The sequence below is a fragment of the Leeuwenhoekiella sp. MAR_2009_132 genome (genome assembly GCF_000687915.1).
GTDB lineage: Bacteria > Bacteroidota > Bacteroidia > Flavobacteriales > Flavobacteriaceae > Leeuwenhoekiella.
This window is the reverse complement of record NZ_JHZY01000004.1, coordinates 1,900,678-1,918,415: the sequence shown is the minus strand read 5'-3', so window position 1 is coordinate 1,918,415 and position 17,738 is coordinate 1,900,678. Positions and strand designations below refer to the sequence as shown.

The following is a 17,738-nucleotide window of genomic DNA, read 5'->3' as shown; positions in this document are numbered from 1 at the left end:
AAAAAGTTAAGGCTTCAAATGTACTAAAATTAATTAGCACAATTGAAGCCTGTTAGATAGAGTATTAGACTTTTGATTGGCCTAATAGAACATCTTGTAATTTTTTACCTTTTTGTTGAGCATCTATAACTGCAACTGCCGCCATATTAACTATCTCGTCAACACTAGCACCTAACTGAAGTACGTGAACAGGCTTGTTCATACCCATCATTATAGGTCCTATATTATCTGCATTATTGAGCTCCTTAATCATCTTATACATGATATTAGCCGAGTCTATATTTGAGAATACTAGCGTATTGACTTTTCTACCTGCTAATTTAGAAAATGGAAATTTACTTTTTAGCAACTCTGCATTCAACGCAAAATCTGCCTGCACCTCACCATCAACAGCTAAATCTGGATAATATTTATGTAAATAAGCCACCGCTTCTCTAACTTTATCTGCCTGTGGGTTTTTTGAAGAACCAAAGTTTGAATACGAAATCATTGCTATAACCGGCTCCATACCAAATAACCTAACTGTACGCGCAGTCATCAAAGCAATTTTAGCCAGTTCTTTTGCAGTAGGCTCGATATTTATAGAAGTATCTGCTAAAAACAAAGGACCTCTACTCGTGTTCATAAGGTTTGCCGCAGCAACTTTTTGAACATTAGGCGCCGCTCCTATTACTTCTAAAACCGGCTTAACTGCAGAAGGGTAGCTACTGCTATAACCGGTAATCATTGCATCTGCATCGCCTTCATTTACCATCATTGCAGCATAATAATTACGTTGTCTCAACAGCTTTTGAGCGTCAAAAAGCGTGACTCCCTTACGTTTACGACCTTGCCAGTATATATTAGCATATTTATTAAGATTTACTTTTTCCTCTGGCGTCTTAGGATCTATTATCTCAATATCTGCTTCAAAATCAAGCTCTTCCATAAGCTCAATAATGGTCTCTCTATTTCCTAACAAAACGGGAGTACCTATACCCTCATCATAAATTATTTGAGCAGCTTTCATCACATCGAGTTGATCTGCTTCAGCAAAAACCACACGCTTAGGATCTGTCTTTGCACGGTTAAGTATAAGACGTACGATCTTATTATCAGACCCCATTCGATCTAACAATTCGTCTTCATATTTTTGCCAGTCTGTTATAGGCTCGCGTGCCACACCACTTTCCATAGCAGCTTTTGCCACTGCAGGAGGTACTTTTGTAATTAATCGTGGGTCAAATGGTTTTGGAATAATGTAATCTGTTCCAAAATTTAAACGGGTTTCTCCATAGGCAATATTTACCTGCTCAGGAACCGATTCTTTTGCTAACTCGGCAAGAGCTTTTACAGCTGCCATTTTCATCTCTTCATTAATCTTAGTAGCGCGAACGTCTAAAGCACCACGGAAAATGAAGGGAAAACCAAGAACATTATTCACCTGATTAGGATGGTCTGAACGACCGGTAGCCATAATAATGTCTTTACGTGTACTTGTTGCCAACTCGTAATCAATCTCAGGATTAGGATTTGCCATTGCAAATACAATAGGGTTAGGTGCCATAGACAAAAGCATATCTGGTGTAACGATGTCTGCTATAGAAAGACCTATAAAAACATCTGCATCAACCATCGCCTCATCTAAGGTATCTATTTTACGATCTGAAGCAAATTCTGCCTTTTCTTCAGATAAGGTATCCCGATCGCTACGTATAACCCCTTTACTATCTAACATCACAATATTATGAGGTGATGCTCCAAAGGCTTTGTACAAACGGGTACATGAAACAGCTGCTGCCCCTGCACCGCTAATTACGATGCGTACATCTTCTAGTTTCTTTCCGGTAAGCTCTACCGCATTGAGTAAAGCAGCGGCAGATATTATAGCTGTACCGTGCTGGTCATCATGCATAACCGGTATATCTAACTCTGCTTTTAAACGGCGCTCAATCTCAAATGCTTCAGGAGCTTTTATATCTTCAAGGTTAATCCCTCCAAATGTTGGAGCGATATTTTTAACCGTTGCAATAAATTCTTCTACATCTTTTGTACCTACTTCAATGTCAAAAACATCAATTCCGGCAAATATTTTAAAGAGTAATCCTTTACCTTCCATAACCGGCTTAGATGCCTCAGGCCCTATATCTCCTAGACCCAAAACTGCGGTTCCGTTAGAAATTACAGCTACAAGATTTCCTTTAGCTGTGTATTTATAGGCATTTTCAATATCTTTTTGAATCTCTAAACAAGGCTCTGCAACGCCGGGAGAATAGGCTAATGACAGATCGCGCTGTGATGAATATTTCTTGGTTGGTACTACCGCAATTTTCCCAGGAGTAGGTTTTGCGTGATAAACTAAAGCTTCTCTTCGCTTACTTTCTTTACTCATAATTTAATGGTTTACTCGTACTACAAAAGTAAACCTATTATTGAATCACCCTAAGAAATGACCTCTTTTCCTTTAGCTTATTTTAGCCAAAACATCTACATCTTCGGGAATGCTACCCAGGTACTGAAGTTTTAAAGCGGCCATTTTTAATGCGGTTTGAGCTGCTTCTTTATCATCAAAACCAGATAAATATCCGAATAGAAAACCAGACCAAAAAGCATCTCCTGCTCCTGTAGCATCTGCTATAAATTCAATTTTTAAAGCTGGGAATTCTAAAATTTTAGCATTCCTTCTGGCTATTTTTACACCAGCAGCACCTAGTGTTAAGCAAACCAGATCAACACCATTACTATGGAAAAAATCAAATATCTCTTCATGTGATTTGTGAACTTCAAATAAGCGAAACATATCATCTTCACTTATTTTAACTAAAGGATTGTAACTGCAATAAGATTTAATCACCTCGATTGCCTCTTCTCGTTCTGGCCAGATACGCTCACTAAAATTGACATCTATACTTAATTTCAAACCCAATTCTTTAGCGCGTTTCGCCGCGGCCATAATACTTGTTTGCGCAGGCTTTTTACTCAATGCAAAACAGGTGGTGTGAAAAACTTTTGAACGCTCCAGCAGCTCTTGAGAAAGTTGCTCTTCATAAATCTCCTTATCAGCCTCTCTGTAAGCTACAAAATCTGGAGTTCCTGTAGTTTTAGAAACTAAAATCACACTCGTAGGTTGCGACTCCCGAACACCTACACTTTGAGTATCTAAATGATATGCACCAAGTTTACTAAGCATAAAATCTCCTAAACCATCATTACCTACTGCACAAACAATACGAGGGTTAAGTCCTAATCGAGAAGTATTAACGGCTACATTTGTTGGGCTTCCTCCTAAATATCTAGAATATGAAGTTGTCTCTTTTATAGAAACGTCATCCTGCATTCCTATAAAGTCTATAAGAATCTCACCTGCGCAAATAATATCTATATCTTTTTTCATAATGCCAGTGTATTACCGTTTAGAGCTTGTTGTATTAAAATAGCACCAGCTGCGCTCCAAGTACAATAAGGCACACCATTAGGCGCCCCTGTTTGAGAATTAAAATTTTCGTAAAATGACCAATCTTCATAGGCATTTAAAGTATTTATGTGACCTAACACCTCTTGTGCTATATCTTGTTTTCCTAAGTGCACAAGCCCCAAACCATAAAAACCATTAACCATTTGCCAGGTTCCCCCATTGTGAAATTCATAGGGATAGTTTCTAAACTCATACTTACAATTATTTGTTAGAAAACGCCAGTCTTCATCTCCTTCTTTAATTACGGGCCAAAAAGCAGGCAGGAGATTTGTTTTTAATTCTTTACGAGTAGTTTCTGTATAAGCGAGTAACTCATCCTGATCGTCTTGACTTCCTAATTTTAGCATAAGTGCAAGGCTGTTAGCAAATGCGTCAAACTGCGTTTGATAACCAGCAGGCTCCAAGGATGCTACCCAATACGGTTTTTTATCAAGATTAGAATATGCTTTAGGATGATAAACAGCTTCTTGCTCACCACGCTGCTTATAATTTTTGACGAGTTTACTTTCAATGGTCTTTACCTTAGACTTTAAATCTGCATCTTCCACTAGGTTTAGATACGAACGCATAGCCCAGACACGAAGTAATTGATCATATAAAATAAAACCTTGAGTAGGATATTCATCAGCCCAGTTTCCGCTGCGCGGTACATACATTAAACCTCCATCATTGTACTCCCAACTATGCATTAATGCAAACCCCTTTTCTATAGCTTCATTCATAGATTTAAAAAAAGCGGTATCTCCCGTTTTATGTACATATTGACAAACTCCTATTATAAACCAGGAAACTGTATCTACACGACCGGCTAGCCCTCCAAAACTGATTTCAACACCTGTTTCTGCAAAATGAACATTTGAAGGAATATTACCTAGCTTATGTTGATGTGTTGCTAATGTGATAAGCGTTTGTTTAAAAGCTTCAGTAAGCTGTTTATCACCATCAAGTAAACCAGCTAAACCGCATATAACACCATCACGTGCCCAAACTCTCCTATAATTTGAAATATCGTTGGCGCTTGCAAGAAAACCTTGTGGAGAAGCTACTTTATGAAGTAAATCTTTTGCTTTATTGTATTCTATCATAACTAAAACTTGTTTGGTTATTTTTTAAATAAGTAGTGGATTAATTACTGAGAATTAATCCACTACAATACAATTTAATTATAATAAGGGGGTTTAGAACGAATAGTTGAGTGAAAGGCTTAACGATCTACCGCTTAGAGCTCTTGCTCTAACAAAATTTGTTTGTCCTTCTATAATACTTCCTTCTTCAGCTTCAGTAATACCTAAAGAATCAAAAATGTTGTTTGCTGAAATATTAGCGCTTAAAGACTCTGTAATACCTACTTTAACAAAACTGTTAACCATAACAAATCCCGGTAGAATAAGTTCATTTGAATCTTGAGCATACGCCTTAGTTTGACCTACAAAGCTTAATCCTACAGAATTTTGCTTTGCAGCACCAAAATCGTAAGTAGGGATTACGTTAAAAATAAAGTCTGGCTGTCTACGTGGCTTATTTCCTTCATTATCCCCAGAATCTATCTTCGCATTTGTATAAGTAAGAGCTCCTCTTAAGCTAAAATCTTCAAAGGAATAAGAACCTTCAATCTCCAGACCTAGTGATCTGTAATCATTTTCTATAATAGTTTGCGAAGTTGCTTCAAACCCGCCTTCTTCAATAGTTTTAGCGTAAAAAGCAGTTACATAAAGTGCACCTTTCTCAAAGTTGTTTTTATATCCTAATTCTGCCTGGTTGATAAAATCTAAACCATTAATTGCATCACCATCAAGATAATTTAAACCTGAGAATAAAATACGATCTGCTTTTGCAGAAGCACCACGGCTATATCTACCAAATACCGCCTGACGATCTGTTAGCAATAAATTAGCTCCTACAGAATACGATACATAATCATAATCATAGTTAACAGTAGTTGCATTAGCATTATCTACAGCAAAAACATTTTGTTCTGGCACAGATATAATACCATCATTATTTACATCAAATTGTCTTGAAGTACCACCAGTGAATGTACCATCAACTCTACCTAAATCAACACGTAAACTTGCATCAAAATTTAATTTTTCTGAAGCTTCAAAACCTAAGTTAACATAGGGTGCAGATACATTATAACGCGTATCGTAATTACGATGTAGATTGCCCCAAAATGGTGTCCCGTATGCATAAAGTCCGTTTTCACTTAAAGAATTACCCGCTGCATCAGCTATATTTACTAAACGCGCATTATCATCTGATACCTCTTGCAGATAGGAATTCCACAACCAGGACATTGAGATATTTTGCATAGATTTAAAGAAACCTAAAGTAACGTTTAAGTTATTTAACTTCTTAGTAAGCTTAATATCATTCATAAAGTTATTGAAGTTGTTAAGCTCTGTATCAAATAGATGAATACGCGCTAAAACCGCATCATTGGCTACGGCGCCATCACCATTTGCGTATTGAAAAGAACTCCAATTGTTAGCTGCAGCAAAATCATCACCTAGTAGCGCACCAGCAGTTGCAACCTGCGCAGGGAAAGGAGATACAAATCTTCCTTTATTCATACTAAATCTTCCGTTTGTTTTAATCTTAAAATCGTTCCCTAAATCAAATGAAGCCTCAAGACCTACTGAAGTACTCACGGGGTTCATACCGTCAGAAATTTTAGATCTTCGCAAGTCACCATTAGGACCAAAACCTACATTTTGCTCAAGGAATGGGGTATGCAGTGTTCCGCGGGTTGCATCAAAATTAGCTAAATCTGAAAACTCAGGGTTTGCGTTAGTACCTGTAACGGCAACCGGTCCCGGAAGGTAAGCGATAGCACGATCATTAAGATACTTGGCGCTTAAACGCACATAGCCTTTTTCAAATTCCTTAGTGATATTAAATTTAAACTGGCCTCCATTATTTGCAGTAAAATCTGCAGGACGCACACCTTCACCTACGCGGTAAAAACCACCCATATGCATATATAAACCGTCACCTATCTTACCCCCATAATCAAAATCTGTACGGAAACTACTGTAATCAAGACCTAAAGTAGTTCCTACAGAACCGCCTTCTTGTTTTCCGGTTTTACTAATGATGTTTATAATACCACCCGGAGAGTTTGAAGATAATGTTGATGCAGAACCCCCACGTATAGCTTCAATACGAGCTACATTGCTGTCAAAACGGGTAAAGATATCTGCTGTACCAAAAGATATATCACCATACAATAATACTGGCAAACCATCTTCTTGTAATTGTACATATTTAGATCCGCCGGAAGAAATAGGCACCCCACGTACTGCGATGTTCGCATTCCCTTCACCACCTGAAGATTCTGAACGAATACCCGGTATGGTTCTAAAAATCTCAGCGGTACTTCTTGGCGCAGATTGCTGAACCACTTCTGGCTTTAAACTCGTAACCGAAACACTAGATTCTATACGTGATCTTGGGTTTGCAACACCGGTTACAATTACCTGATCTAAAGATTGTGCGTCAGTTTGTAAATCAAAGTTAGAAACCACATCTTCTCCGCTAATTGTGATCGCTCTTTTTTCAGTCTTAAAACCTACATAAGATACTAGTATTGTATAAGAGCCATCAGCAACATCTGTAATAGTATAATTCCCATCAAAGTCTGTAACAGAGCCTTTACTCATAGACTCAAGAATAACATTTACTCCCGGCAATGCCATACCAGCATTATCTTTTACAGTACCAGAAATTGTTGATTGGGCCATAAGGCCAGATCCTACTACTAAAAATAGTACTAGTAAGAAAACGTTTGAAAACCTATTTAATCTCATCTCAATATGATTTAATGATTACTTGATACCCTCAAATTAAATAGACTTATAAAGTAGAAATGATTAAAAAATCATCGAAAACGTTTTCGATTTAACCGAAAACGTTTTCGATTTTCATTTAAATAGTTGCGCTAATAGTACAATGTTTAAATTTGAGTATGGAACAGACGACCTTAAGAGATATTGCAGAAAAATTGAACATTTCTATTACTACCGTTTCAAAAGCCTTGAAAGGTTATAAAGATGTAAGCCCTAAAACCAGAAAAAAAGTTCTTGAGATTGCTGAAAGTCTCAATTACAAACCAAACTCGTTTGCTGTTAATTTAAGAACTAAAGAATCTAGAATTATAGGTGTGATCATTCCTGATGTTGTACATCATTTTTTTTCGACGGTTGTTAACGGCATTATAGAACTTGCAGAAAAAAAAGGATATCTCGTAATAGTTCTTCAGTCTAATGAATCCTATGAGCTAGAGAAAAAGCAAATAGATCTTCTTATTGATAAACGTGTAGACGGTATTATAATTTCGCTCGCAAATAAAACTGATGATTTTAGACATCTTTTAGAAGTCATAGACCGTAAAATTCCATTAGTGATGTTTGATAAAATAGCTAAGGTTGTACCCTGTTCTAAAGTTGTTATTGATGATCGCAAAGCAGCGTACATTGCTACCTCTCATTTATTAAAAAATGGCTGTAAACGCATTGCACATTTTAGAGGAACACTTATTCCTCAAAACGCAATCGACCGTTTCCTTGGGTACAAACAGGCATTAAAAGATTACAATATTCCGTACGACCCTTCTATAGTTTACGAATGCCCTGCAGTAGATTTTGAAGACGGCATTAGAAATGCAGAAAAACTACTTCAAGATCATACAGACATAGATGGTTTATTCACGGGTGCAGATCAAGTTGCGGTAGGCGCCATTAAAGTTTTTAATGAAAAGGGTATAAAAATGCCACAGGATATTGCTTTAATGGGATTTAGTAATTGGTTTGTATCTTCTGCAATTACGCCCACATTGAGCACGGTAGATCAACCGGGGTTTAAAATGGGTAAAAAAGCATTTAAATTATTGCTGAAAGAATTGAACGCAGGTAAACAAAAAACCGCTATAAAGCATAAAACAGTAGTTTTACCTACTGCTTTAATAACCCGTGATTCAACAAATAATACAATTATTTAGTAATGTATTATCCTTCTGTCTCTTCAAATACTTTCTCTGCGTGTTTTGGCTTTAGTCGTAATGCCAAAATTGCTGCGATCATAAAGAACACACCACCAAAAAGTATTGCATTTACTGCATTACCACCTAATAAATATTTATAAATAGGACCAAAAGAGACTGTTTGAATACCCATTGGGATTACAATCATCATATTTAAAATACCCATATAAATACCTCTTTTTTTCTGAGGAACAATTTTAGAAACCATCGTGTACGGAATACCCATCATCGCCGCCCATCCTATTCCGAATAAGATCATAGGTAATAATACTAATATAGGATCTGTAATGTAGGGTATCGTAAGCAGTGCTAGTGCAGAACCAAAAAGACTTAAAGAATACACTTTACGTCCCCCAAATTTCAAAGTTAACGGCACTAGTGCTAATGCTACTACAATAGTGGTGATATTATAAGTCGTACTCATCTTTGCTGCCTGTGCGGCTGCCTGTGAAGTATTGAAACCCATTGTTGTTTTAAATAAAGGCACCGTAAACTGCCAGTAAATAAATAATGCATACCACTGAAATAAATACACTCCTGCAACACGCCACATAAATCGAGGCATTTCTTTAATGGTGCTTGCAATCTCAATAAATGGTATTTTTAACCGCTGTGAAAATGGAAGTGCTCTATGCTGGTTAATTTCGTCAAGTTCCTCTTCTGTAGGTGGGATTTCAGGAGTTTTTAAAACAGACCACAAAATTGTTCCTACTGAAAGTACAGCTCCTATAAAAAACGAATAATATAACCATTTTGGGATCGAGCCTGCAGCATCAGCTACATCGCCTCCACCAAACCAATCTTGAAATAGGAAGATTGAAGCGTTTGCAAGAACTATACCTGCGCCTACAAAAAGACTTTGCATTTGATATCCTAAACTCAATTGCTTTGCAGGTAATTTATCTCCCACGAAAGCACGATAGGGCTCCATCGCCATATTGTTTCCCACATCAAGAATCCAGAGTAAACCTACAGCAAACCAAAGCGCCGGACTGTATGGAAAAGCAAATAAACACAAACTTCCTATTAGCGCTCCCACAAGAAAGAAAGGTTTTCTTCGACCACCCCATTTTGGCAACCAGGTTTTATCAGAAATAGCACCAATTATTGGCTGAATCACAAGTCCCGTAATAGGCCCTGCAATATTTAAAATAGGCAGCATATCTTCTGAAGCACCTAAAAATAAAAAGATAGGATTTATGGCTGTTTGCTGAAGTCCAAAACTGAACTGAATACCGAGAAAACCAACATTCATATTGAAAATTTGCCAGAATGAAAGTTTAGGTTTATTAATTGCACTCAATATCTTATTCATAAAAGAATATTAATAGATTATAATTAAATGTAGAAATAGAAAGTTGTTTTAAAATAGCAATACAGAAAACGCAAACGCTTTCGAGAATTAGATCACTAAAAACAGCGGTCAATATACAAGAATATGCTATTATATTAACAAGAAATTATAATTTATTACCTTAAGATACTATATTACCTATTCTGGCTTTATAAATTTTATATTCCGCATTAAACCAGCATATTTAGTACGTTTTACCGGTGATTTCCTGAAGATTTCTGAAAATAAATCTTGCGTAAGTTCTTCCCATTCATTTCTGGAATAGTCTAAAATAGCCTGATTGGAACTAAATAAAGGCTGATTATGAGGTTTAGAAAATCGATTCCACGGGCAAACATCCTGACAAATATCACAGCCAAACATCCATTCATCCATTTTATCCTGCGCATAGGATGGTATTTCGTTTTTGAGTTCGATGGTAAAATAACTAATACACTTACTGCCGTCAACTACGTGAGCATCTACAATTGCCTGGGTAGGACATGCATCTATACAAGCAGTACAGGAACCACAGTGATCTGTAACCGGTGTATCATACTCAAGATCGAGATCTATAATTAGTTCTGCAATAAAATAAAAAGAACCTACTTGCTTAGTGAGCAAATTACTGTGTTTACCTATCCAACCTAATCCGCTTTTGGCTGCCCACGCCTTATCTAAAACAGGCGCAGAATCTACAAATGCTCTCCCATCTACAGCACCAATTTCTTTAGTTATATAATTTAAAAGCTCTTTAAGTTTGTCTTTAATTACAAAATGATAATCTGTCCCGTAGGCATATTTAGAAACTTTATAAGAGTCTTTGCGTTGATGCGCTTCAGGATAGTAATTTAAAAGCAAGGAAACCACACTTTTTGCGCCGGGAACCAGTAACGTAGGATCAAGTCTTTTGTCAAAATGATTTTCCATATAGCCCATTTCTCCGTGCATATTTTTTTTGAGCCAACGCTCAAGTCGGGGAGCTTCCTGTTCTAAAAACTCTGCTTTTGAAATGCCACACGACATAAAGCCAAGACGTTGCGCCTCAGTTTTTATGAGTTGGGTATATTTTGACCTGTTATCTATCAATTTTCACGTTTTGTAAACTGAAGTATTGCGTCTTTAGGCTTAAGGGTTATTAAGGGATTAATTTCAATAGGACTGGCTTTAAACTCAATTTTAAAACGCTTAACTAATTCCGCCACTGCCAAAATCATTTCGTACATAGCAAAATTATTACCTATGCACATTCGCGGCCCCGCACCAAAGGGATAGTAATAGGGTGAATACTTAATGCTCGTGTCCTCAATAAAGCGATCGGGGTTGAAATTATTAGGATCTTTCCAAAAATTTGTGTCTCTGTGTATTTCATAAATAGAAAAAAGTAAGCTCGTATTTTGAGCAATTTCATAACCTGAAAATGAATCTGCCGCTATACTTACTCGATCTATAAAATATGCAGGAGGATAAAGTCGCATAGACTCATTTACAACCTGCTCTACATACTGCAAACTTTTGATTTTAAGTAAAAGGTCATTCTCATTATCTAGTTCGCTTATTTCAGCATATAATTTATCCTGAACTTCTGGATGCCTGGCCAGTAATTCTGCAGTAAAAGTTAATGCATTAGATGTAGTCTCGTGCCCGGCTGTAAATAGTATTAAAATCTCATCTATAAGCTGCTCTTCTGCCATGGCAGAACCGTCATCGTAACGCGCATCAAGAAGCATATCTAACAAATCATCCTGTCGTTTATTTTGGTTTTGACGCTCTTTGACTAAATCTTTTAGAATTTGCCGTGCCTCCTGAGTGAGTTTTAATGTACTATTTAACTGTCCAGAAAGTTTAAACCACCATATTAAATACGGTTGTCTCAATTCTCTGACCATCATTTCCTGAGCTGCTTCAGTAATGTATTGCAGTCTTTTTATAGATTTCTGATCTACAGCACTACTAAACAAAGCTTTCACGACAGTCTGGAAAGCAAGATCATTAAAAATGGGAAAAATATCGAAAGGCTTATTTACTTCGATTTTTTCAATTTCAGTAATGACAGCTTGTTCAATCTTATCAATTAAAGTGGCTAATTGCTTTTTATGAAAAGCAGGTTGAATAAGTTTACGCTGCTTTGCCCAGTGTGTTCCGTTTGAAGTTAATAAACCCTGCCCCAGATATTTTGCAAGATCTTTAGTTTGTATAGGAGACTTCTTATAATTTTTCTGATTTTTTTGAAGCACATATTGTGCGAATAATGGATCTTTAGAAAATACAACACTTTCAGATATACCCAACTTTAACCGAAAAGTATTTCCTTTAAGTTTAAAGTTTTTTTTATGAAATGGAAGCGGATTCTTTAAAATAGCACGCGCTGATTTAATAAACATTAGGCGCGAAACCTGAGGTATTTTTTGCATAGTGCTCATCAATTAAAATAAGCCACCTTGAACAGGACCTTTTATTCTGTCCAGGTGTTTATAGGCCGCTTCCGTCACCTCTCGTCCACGCGGTGTACGCATTATAAATCCTTGTTGAATTAGAAAAGGTTCATACACTTCTTCTATGGTTTCTGCACTTTCAGATACCGCAGTTGCTAATGTTGTAATACCTACAGGCCCTCCTTTAAACTTATCTATTATTGTAGAAAGTATTTTATTATCCATCTCGTCGAGACCGTGAGCATCAACATTTAGTGCCTTTAAACTAAAGCGCGCAATAGCAATATCAATTTTACCATTGCCTTTAATTTGAGCAAAATCACGTACCCTACGTAGCAAGGCATTTGCTATTCGCGGAGTACCTCTACTTCTACCCGCAATTTCAATTGCAGCCTCCATATCTATAGGCACATTTAATATTTCAGCACTGCGCTGTACTATGGTCGTTAGCAATTCGGTATCGTAATATTGCAAACGTGATGATATACCAAATCGAGCTCGCATAGGTGCCGTAAGAAGCCCAGATCGTGTGGTTGCACCTATTAATGTAAACGGATTGAGATTAATCTGAACCGTACGGGCGTTTGGCCCACTTTCGATCATAATATCTATCTTATAATCTTCCATCGCAGAGTATAAATATTCCTCTACAATAGGACTTAAACGATGTATCTCATCTATGAAAAGAACGTCTCGCTCTTCTAAATTTGTTAAAAGACCGGCAAGATCACCAGGTTTATCTAAAACCGGACCCGAGGTAATTTTTATACTCACACCAAGTTCATTGGCTAAAATATTAGCAAGTGTGGTTTTCCCTAAACCCGGCGGGCCGTGAAACAGTGTGTGATCTAATGCTTCTCCTCGCCTATTAGCTGCCTGTACAAATATCTGAAGGTTTTCAATAACCTGTTCCTGTCCTGTAAAATCATCAAAACTTAAGGGTCTTAATGCTCGTTCTATATCGTGTTCTTCTCTACTGAAGCTTTCACCACTGGCATCTAAATTCTCATTCATAGTGTAAATATACTAATTCAAAACTCAGGCAAAATACATACAAAGTATTAGCCTAAATTAATCATTAACAATAAAAAAGCCCGCTAGATGAGCGGGCTTTTAGATTAAATTATTTTGAATCTTAATGATTCATTTCTTCTTCATTTGGTTGAAGTGGAACTGTCTGAGGAACATAATCCTGACCGGCAATAACATAATCACTTTCATCCTCATTGAGTTTACTGTAATCATAAGGCCAGCGATACACGCTTGGTATTGCACCAGCCCAGTTACCGTGAATGTGTTCATGACCTGTAGTCCACTCTAACGTATTTGATTTCCAAGGGTTTAATTCTCCTTTCTTACCGTAGAAAATTGAAACAATAAAGTTGTATAAAAATACGAGCTGAGCAGCAGCAGTAACTATTGCAGCTATTGTAATTAGAATATTTACATCTGCTAAATCATCAAAATATGGGAAAGCAGTATTTGAATAATATCGACGCGGTAAACCGGCCATACCTATAAAATGCATTGGGAAAAATACTGCATAAGAGCCTATAGCCGTCACCCAAAAGTGAACATAACCAAGATTTTTATTCATCATTTTACCTTCAAACATTTTAGGGAACCAATGGTAAACACCAGCAAATAAACCATACAATGCAGATATACCCATTACCAGGTGAAAGTGAGCTACTACAAAATAGGTATCGTGAACATTTATATCTAGCGTACTATCTCCTAAGATAATACCTGTTAAACCACCCGTAATAAAGGTAGAAACAAGACCAATAGAAAATAACATCGCTGGGTTAAACTGGAGATTACCTTTCCATAAAGTGGTTATGTAGTTAAATGCCTTTACTGCTGAAGGTATAGCGATCAACAAAGTTGTAAAGGTAAATACAGAACCCAGGAATGGATTCATACCTGAAATAAACATATGGTGACCCCAAACTATGGTAGATAAAAATGCGATAGCTAAAATAGAAGCAATCATTGCTCTGTAACCAAAGATAGGTTTACGTGAGTTTGTTGCAATAACCTCTGAAGATATACCTAATGCAGGCAATAATACAATATATACTTCCGGATGACCTAAGAACCAGAATAAGTGTTCAAAAAGTACTGGAGAACCACCACTATTGTGCAGTACCTCACCACCAATATATATATCTGATAAGAAGAAAGAAGTTCCAAAACTTCTATCCATTATAAGTAATAAAGCTGCAGACAATAATACCGGGAATGAAACAATACCAATGATAGCAGTTACAAAAAACGCCCAAATTGTAAGTGGAAGTCTGGTCATAGACATTCCTTTTGTGCGCAAATTAATTACAGTTACCACATAGTTAAGTGAACCTAACAGTGATGACGCAATGAAAATAGCCATAGAAACTAACCACAATGTCATACCGGTACCCGCCGCAGAAATTGAATTAGGTAATGCACTTAATGGTGGATAAATAGTCCAACCGGCAGCTGCAGGCCCTGATTCAACAAATAAAGAACAACACATAATTACAGCAGACAAGAAAAATAGCCAATAAGAAACCATATTCAAAAATCCTGAAGCCATATCACGCGCACCTATTTGAAGCGGAATAAGAAGGTTACTAAAAGTACCACTCAAACCGGCGGTAAGTACAAAGAAAACCATTATAGTACCGTGTATCGTCACTAGCGATAAGTAGATACTAGGATCCATAACACCTTCTGGCGCCCATTTACCTAAAAATATTTCAAAAACCGTAAAACTTTTTTCTGGCCACGCTAATTGCAATCTAAATAAAATAGACATAGCAATACCAATAATACCCATTATAAGACCGGTAATTAAATACTGTTTAGAGATCATTTTATGATCTGTACTAAAAATGTATTTACTTATAAAAGTCTGGTGATGATCGTGATGTGAATCGTGATCATCGTGAGCATGGTCCAGTGCATTTGAATGTGCTGACATAATCTAATTTCTTTTTAGTAATTTTTTTTTATTCTTGACCTGCAATGCTAGTTTTAAACGTTTCTTGTTGTTTAATCCAAGCTTCGTAATCTTCCTGACTCTCTACTATTATTTTCATTTGCATATTGTAGTGACTTTTACCACAAATTTTATTACATAGCAAATAATAATCAAACTCATCATAATTGTCTAGAGCCGGTTCACCAGCAGCAGCAAGTTCTTTATTCTTATCATTACGTATTTTCTGAATTGTACGCATTTTATCTTGCATATAATCTGTAGTACGTATCTCTTCAGTAGTTACCGTAGGTGTAAATGAAAATTGTGTAATCATACCCGGCACTACGTTCATCTGTGCTCTAAAGTGAGGCATATAAGCAGAGTGCAATACATCTTGAGAACGTAATTTAAATATTACTTGTCTACCTACCGGTAAGTGTAATTCTTGCGTCACGATATCATCTTGGCCGTCTGCATCGCTAGGGTCAATACCTAATTGATTTATACCTTCTATAAAACGAACGTTAGCATTACCTAATGTATTATCCTCACCAGAGTAACGAGCTTTCCAGTTAAAACGTTGAGCATATAATTCAATCACTAGTGCATCTTCGTCTTCCTCAAAATTCATTATATCTGACCAGGTAAATAAACCGTAGATAATTAAACCCGCCAGTACGATTACAGGTATAATGGTCCAGATGAATTCTAATTTATCATTATCGGCATAAAACAATGCGCGTTTTCCTTTTTCACCTTTATACTTATAAGAGAAGAAGTGAAGTAAAAATTGCGTTATAATCTGTACAAACATGATTAAAGCAATAGAGATAAACATAAGATTATCATACTTGCTACCATGCTCAGATGAAGCTTCTGGTAAATAAAATTTAGAATAATGCCAGAAACAATAGAACATTAAGAAATAAAGGAAAACTGTAAACATCACCATCAATTTTGCATTGACGCTGTTGTCTTTATCATTTGCAACTTCACCAGACTCATCTTTCGACTTGCCTTTAGATAGTGCATATATCTTACTCATTTGCCATAATGTTACAGCAAAAAGTATAATTACAATAAGTACTAAAAAAACGGTCATTGTTGTGTTTTTTCTGTTCGTTGATATTAATAATGAAAATGCTCGCTTTCTACTAAGAATGGATTATTCTTAGGTCTCAACGACACTCTAGATAAGCCTAAGCCCACCATAAGAATAAATAATCCTAGGAAAAATAATATAGCTGCGAATTCTGTAATTCCGAAAGACCAGTATGGCCCTACTGTAGATGGCATAACAAGTAAGAATATATCTATGTAATGACCTACAAGTATAATAGTACCAGCTATAACTACAAACCAGGAAACTCGTTTGAAATCACTGTTCATTAAAATAATAATAGGAAATACAAAATTCAATATCAACATTCCGAAGAAAATAGGATTGTATTCCTGAATTCTTAAAATGAAATAGGTTACTTCTTCCGGTATATTTGCATACCAAATCAACATAAATTGACCAAACCATAAATAAGTCCAGAATATACTGAAACCAAACATAAACTTGGCTAAATCATGAAGATGACTGTCATTAACAAACTCGAGCTTACCAATTGCCTTTAGTGAAACGGTAACCATAGCTATAACGGTAACTGCAGATACCATAATACCAGCTAAAATATACCAGGCAAAAAGTGTGCTGTACCAATGTGGAGTCATTGACATGAACCAATCCCAAGCCATTGTAGATTCTGTACATAAGAAAAAGGCTAAAAAGAATATTGAAAACTTAAACAAATTCTTGTAAGGCTTATCATCTTCTGCCGTATCCATCGCAAGACTATTTTTTCTTGCAAAGAATCTATATAAATTCCATCCTGCAACATAAATAATAGAGCGTATTAGCCAGAAAGGAAAATTTAAATAACCAGCTTTATCTTGTAAAATTTGATCTTCAGCAACCAACTCGTGGTTTTGCCAGGGATAAAAATGCTCTCCTGCAAATATTACAATAAGAAGAACAATTATAGACCCAGGAAGTAAATAATGCGTTATACCTTCCATTACTCTAAAAAGTACTGGAGACCATCCTGCCTGAGCAGCTGTTTGAATCGCATAAAATACTAAAGTACCTAAAGCTATCATCATAAAAAAGAATGCGGCTACGAATGCGGCAGACCAGGGTTTACTTTGCATTTGATGTAAAACATGTTGCATATGCTCTTCATCTTCATGAGCATTATGTCCCATATCCTTATCTTTAGCCATTGCAGCTTCAGAATAACCGTGCTCCTGACGAGCTTCATCTATAAAACTGGCTTCTTCATGATTATCAGTAGTCTCATGATGGGCATCGTGAGAGGCTAAAACCGCGCTTGCCTCCTCTACCGTAGCCGGAACAGAAAGAAAGCCATAGACCAAGCCAACTAACCCAAGTACCATACTAATAATGGCGAAAAGTCTTAATTTACTAGAAAATGTATACATAATTTTGAAATATCCTGGCTTTA

At 36.5% G+C, this 17,738-nt stretch carries 12 protein-coding genes; 1 reads left to right on the top strand and 11 read right to left on the bottom strand.

Annotated elements, in window-relative coordinates; genetic code table 11:
• Window positions 1-64: 64 nt before the first annotated feature.
• The 4 genes from P164_RS16620 to P164_RS16605 form a co-directional block, all read right to left on the bottom strand.
• Window positions 65-2,371 carry an NADP-dependent malic enzyme gene (locus tag P164_RS16620; RefSeq protein WP_028377448.1) on the bottom strand — a complete coding sequence of 769 codons (2,307 nt, stop codon included), beginning with the start codon at window positions 2,369-2,371 and terminating at the stop codon, window positions 65-67.
• A 72-nt stretch (window positions 2,372-2,443) separates the two neighbouring features.
• On the bottom strand, window positions 2,444-3,373 hold the full coding sequence (locus tag P164_RS16615; protein WP_028377447.1) for a carbohydrate kinase family protein: 930 nt from the start codon (window positions 3,371-3,373) through the stop codon (window positions 2,444-2,446).
• Window positions 3,370-4,539, bottom strand: coding sequence for a glycoside hydrolase 100 family protein (locus tag P164_RS16610; protein WP_028377446.1), 1,170 nt, complete (start codon window positions 4,537-4,539; stop codon window positions 3,370-3,372). The genes P164_RS16615 and P164_RS16610 overlap by 4 nt, the downstream gene beginning before the upstream one ends.
• Window positions 4,540-4,632: 93 nt before the next feature.
• Entirely contained in the window at window positions 4,633-7,263 is a 2,631-nt protein-coding gene (locus P164_RS16605; RefSeq protein ID WP_028377445.1) for a TonB-dependent receptor, read from the bottom strand.
• Between the two features lie 158 nt (window positions 7,264-7,421).
• On the opposite strand from P164_RS16605, the gene P164_RS16600 reads away from it, so the two are divergent.
• Entirely contained in the window at window positions 7,422-8,453 is a 1,032-nt protein-coding gene (locus tag P164_RS16600; RefSeq protein WP_028377444.1) for a LacI family DNA-binding transcriptional regulator, read from the top strand.
• A 7-nt stretch (window positions 8,454-8,460) separates the two neighbouring features.
• Here P164_RS16600 and P164_RS16595 read toward each other — a convergent pair whose 3' ends face one another.
• From P164_RS16595 to P164_RS16565, 7 genes are all read right to left on the bottom strand, one after another.
• Complete coding sequence (locus P164_RS16595; protein ID WP_028377443.1) at window positions 8,461-9,810, bottom strand: MFS transporter; 1,350 nt, start codon at window positions 9,808-9,810, stop codon at window positions 8,461-8,463.
• Between the two features lie 177 nt (window positions 9,811-9,987).
• The gene (gene queG, locus P164_RS16590; protein WP_028377442.1) at window positions 9,988-10,917 is read right to left on the bottom strand and encodes a tRNA epoxyqueuosine(34) reductase QueG; all 930 of its coding nucleotides are present in this window, start codon (window positions 10,915-10,917) and stop codon (window positions 9,988-9,990) included.
• Complete coding sequence (locus tag P164_RS16585) at window positions 10,914-12,251, bottom strand: cytochrome P450 (RefSeq protein WP_028377441.1); 1,338 nt, start codon at window positions 12,249-12,251, stop codon at window positions 10,914-10,916. Before P164_RS16585 ends, queG begins: the two co-directional genes overlap by 4 nt.
• Before the next feature lie 3 nt (window positions 12,252-12,254).
• Window positions 12,255-13,277, bottom strand: coding sequence for a Holliday junction branch migration DNA helicase RuvB (ruvB, locus tag P164_RS16580; protein WP_028377440.1), 1,023 nt, complete (start codon window positions 13,275-13,277; stop codon window positions 12,255-12,257).
• A 121-nt stretch (window positions 13,278-13,398) separates the two neighbouring features.
• Window positions 13,399-15,228: a cbb3-type cytochrome c oxidase subunit I gene (locus P164_RS16575; protein WP_028377439.1), complete on the bottom strand. Its 1,830-nt coding sequence runs from the start codon at window positions 15,226-15,228 to the stop codon at window positions 13,399-13,401.
• A gap of 28 nt (window positions 15,229-15,256) precedes the next feature.
• Window positions 15,257-16,330: a cytochrome c oxidase subunit II gene (locus P164_RS16570; protein ID WP_028377438.1), complete on the bottom strand. Its 1,074-nt coding sequence runs from the start codon at window positions 16,328-16,330 to the stop codon at window positions 15,257-15,259.
• A gap of 26 nt (window positions 16,331-16,356) precedes the next feature.
• Window positions 16,357-17,715 carry a hypothetical protein gene (locus P164_RS16565; protein WP_028377437.1) on the bottom strand — a complete coding sequence of 453 codons (1,359 nt, stop codon included), beginning with the start codon at window positions 17,713-17,715 and terminating at the stop codon, window positions 16,357-16,359.
• Between the last annotated feature and the right edge of the window lie 23 nt (window positions 17,716-17,738).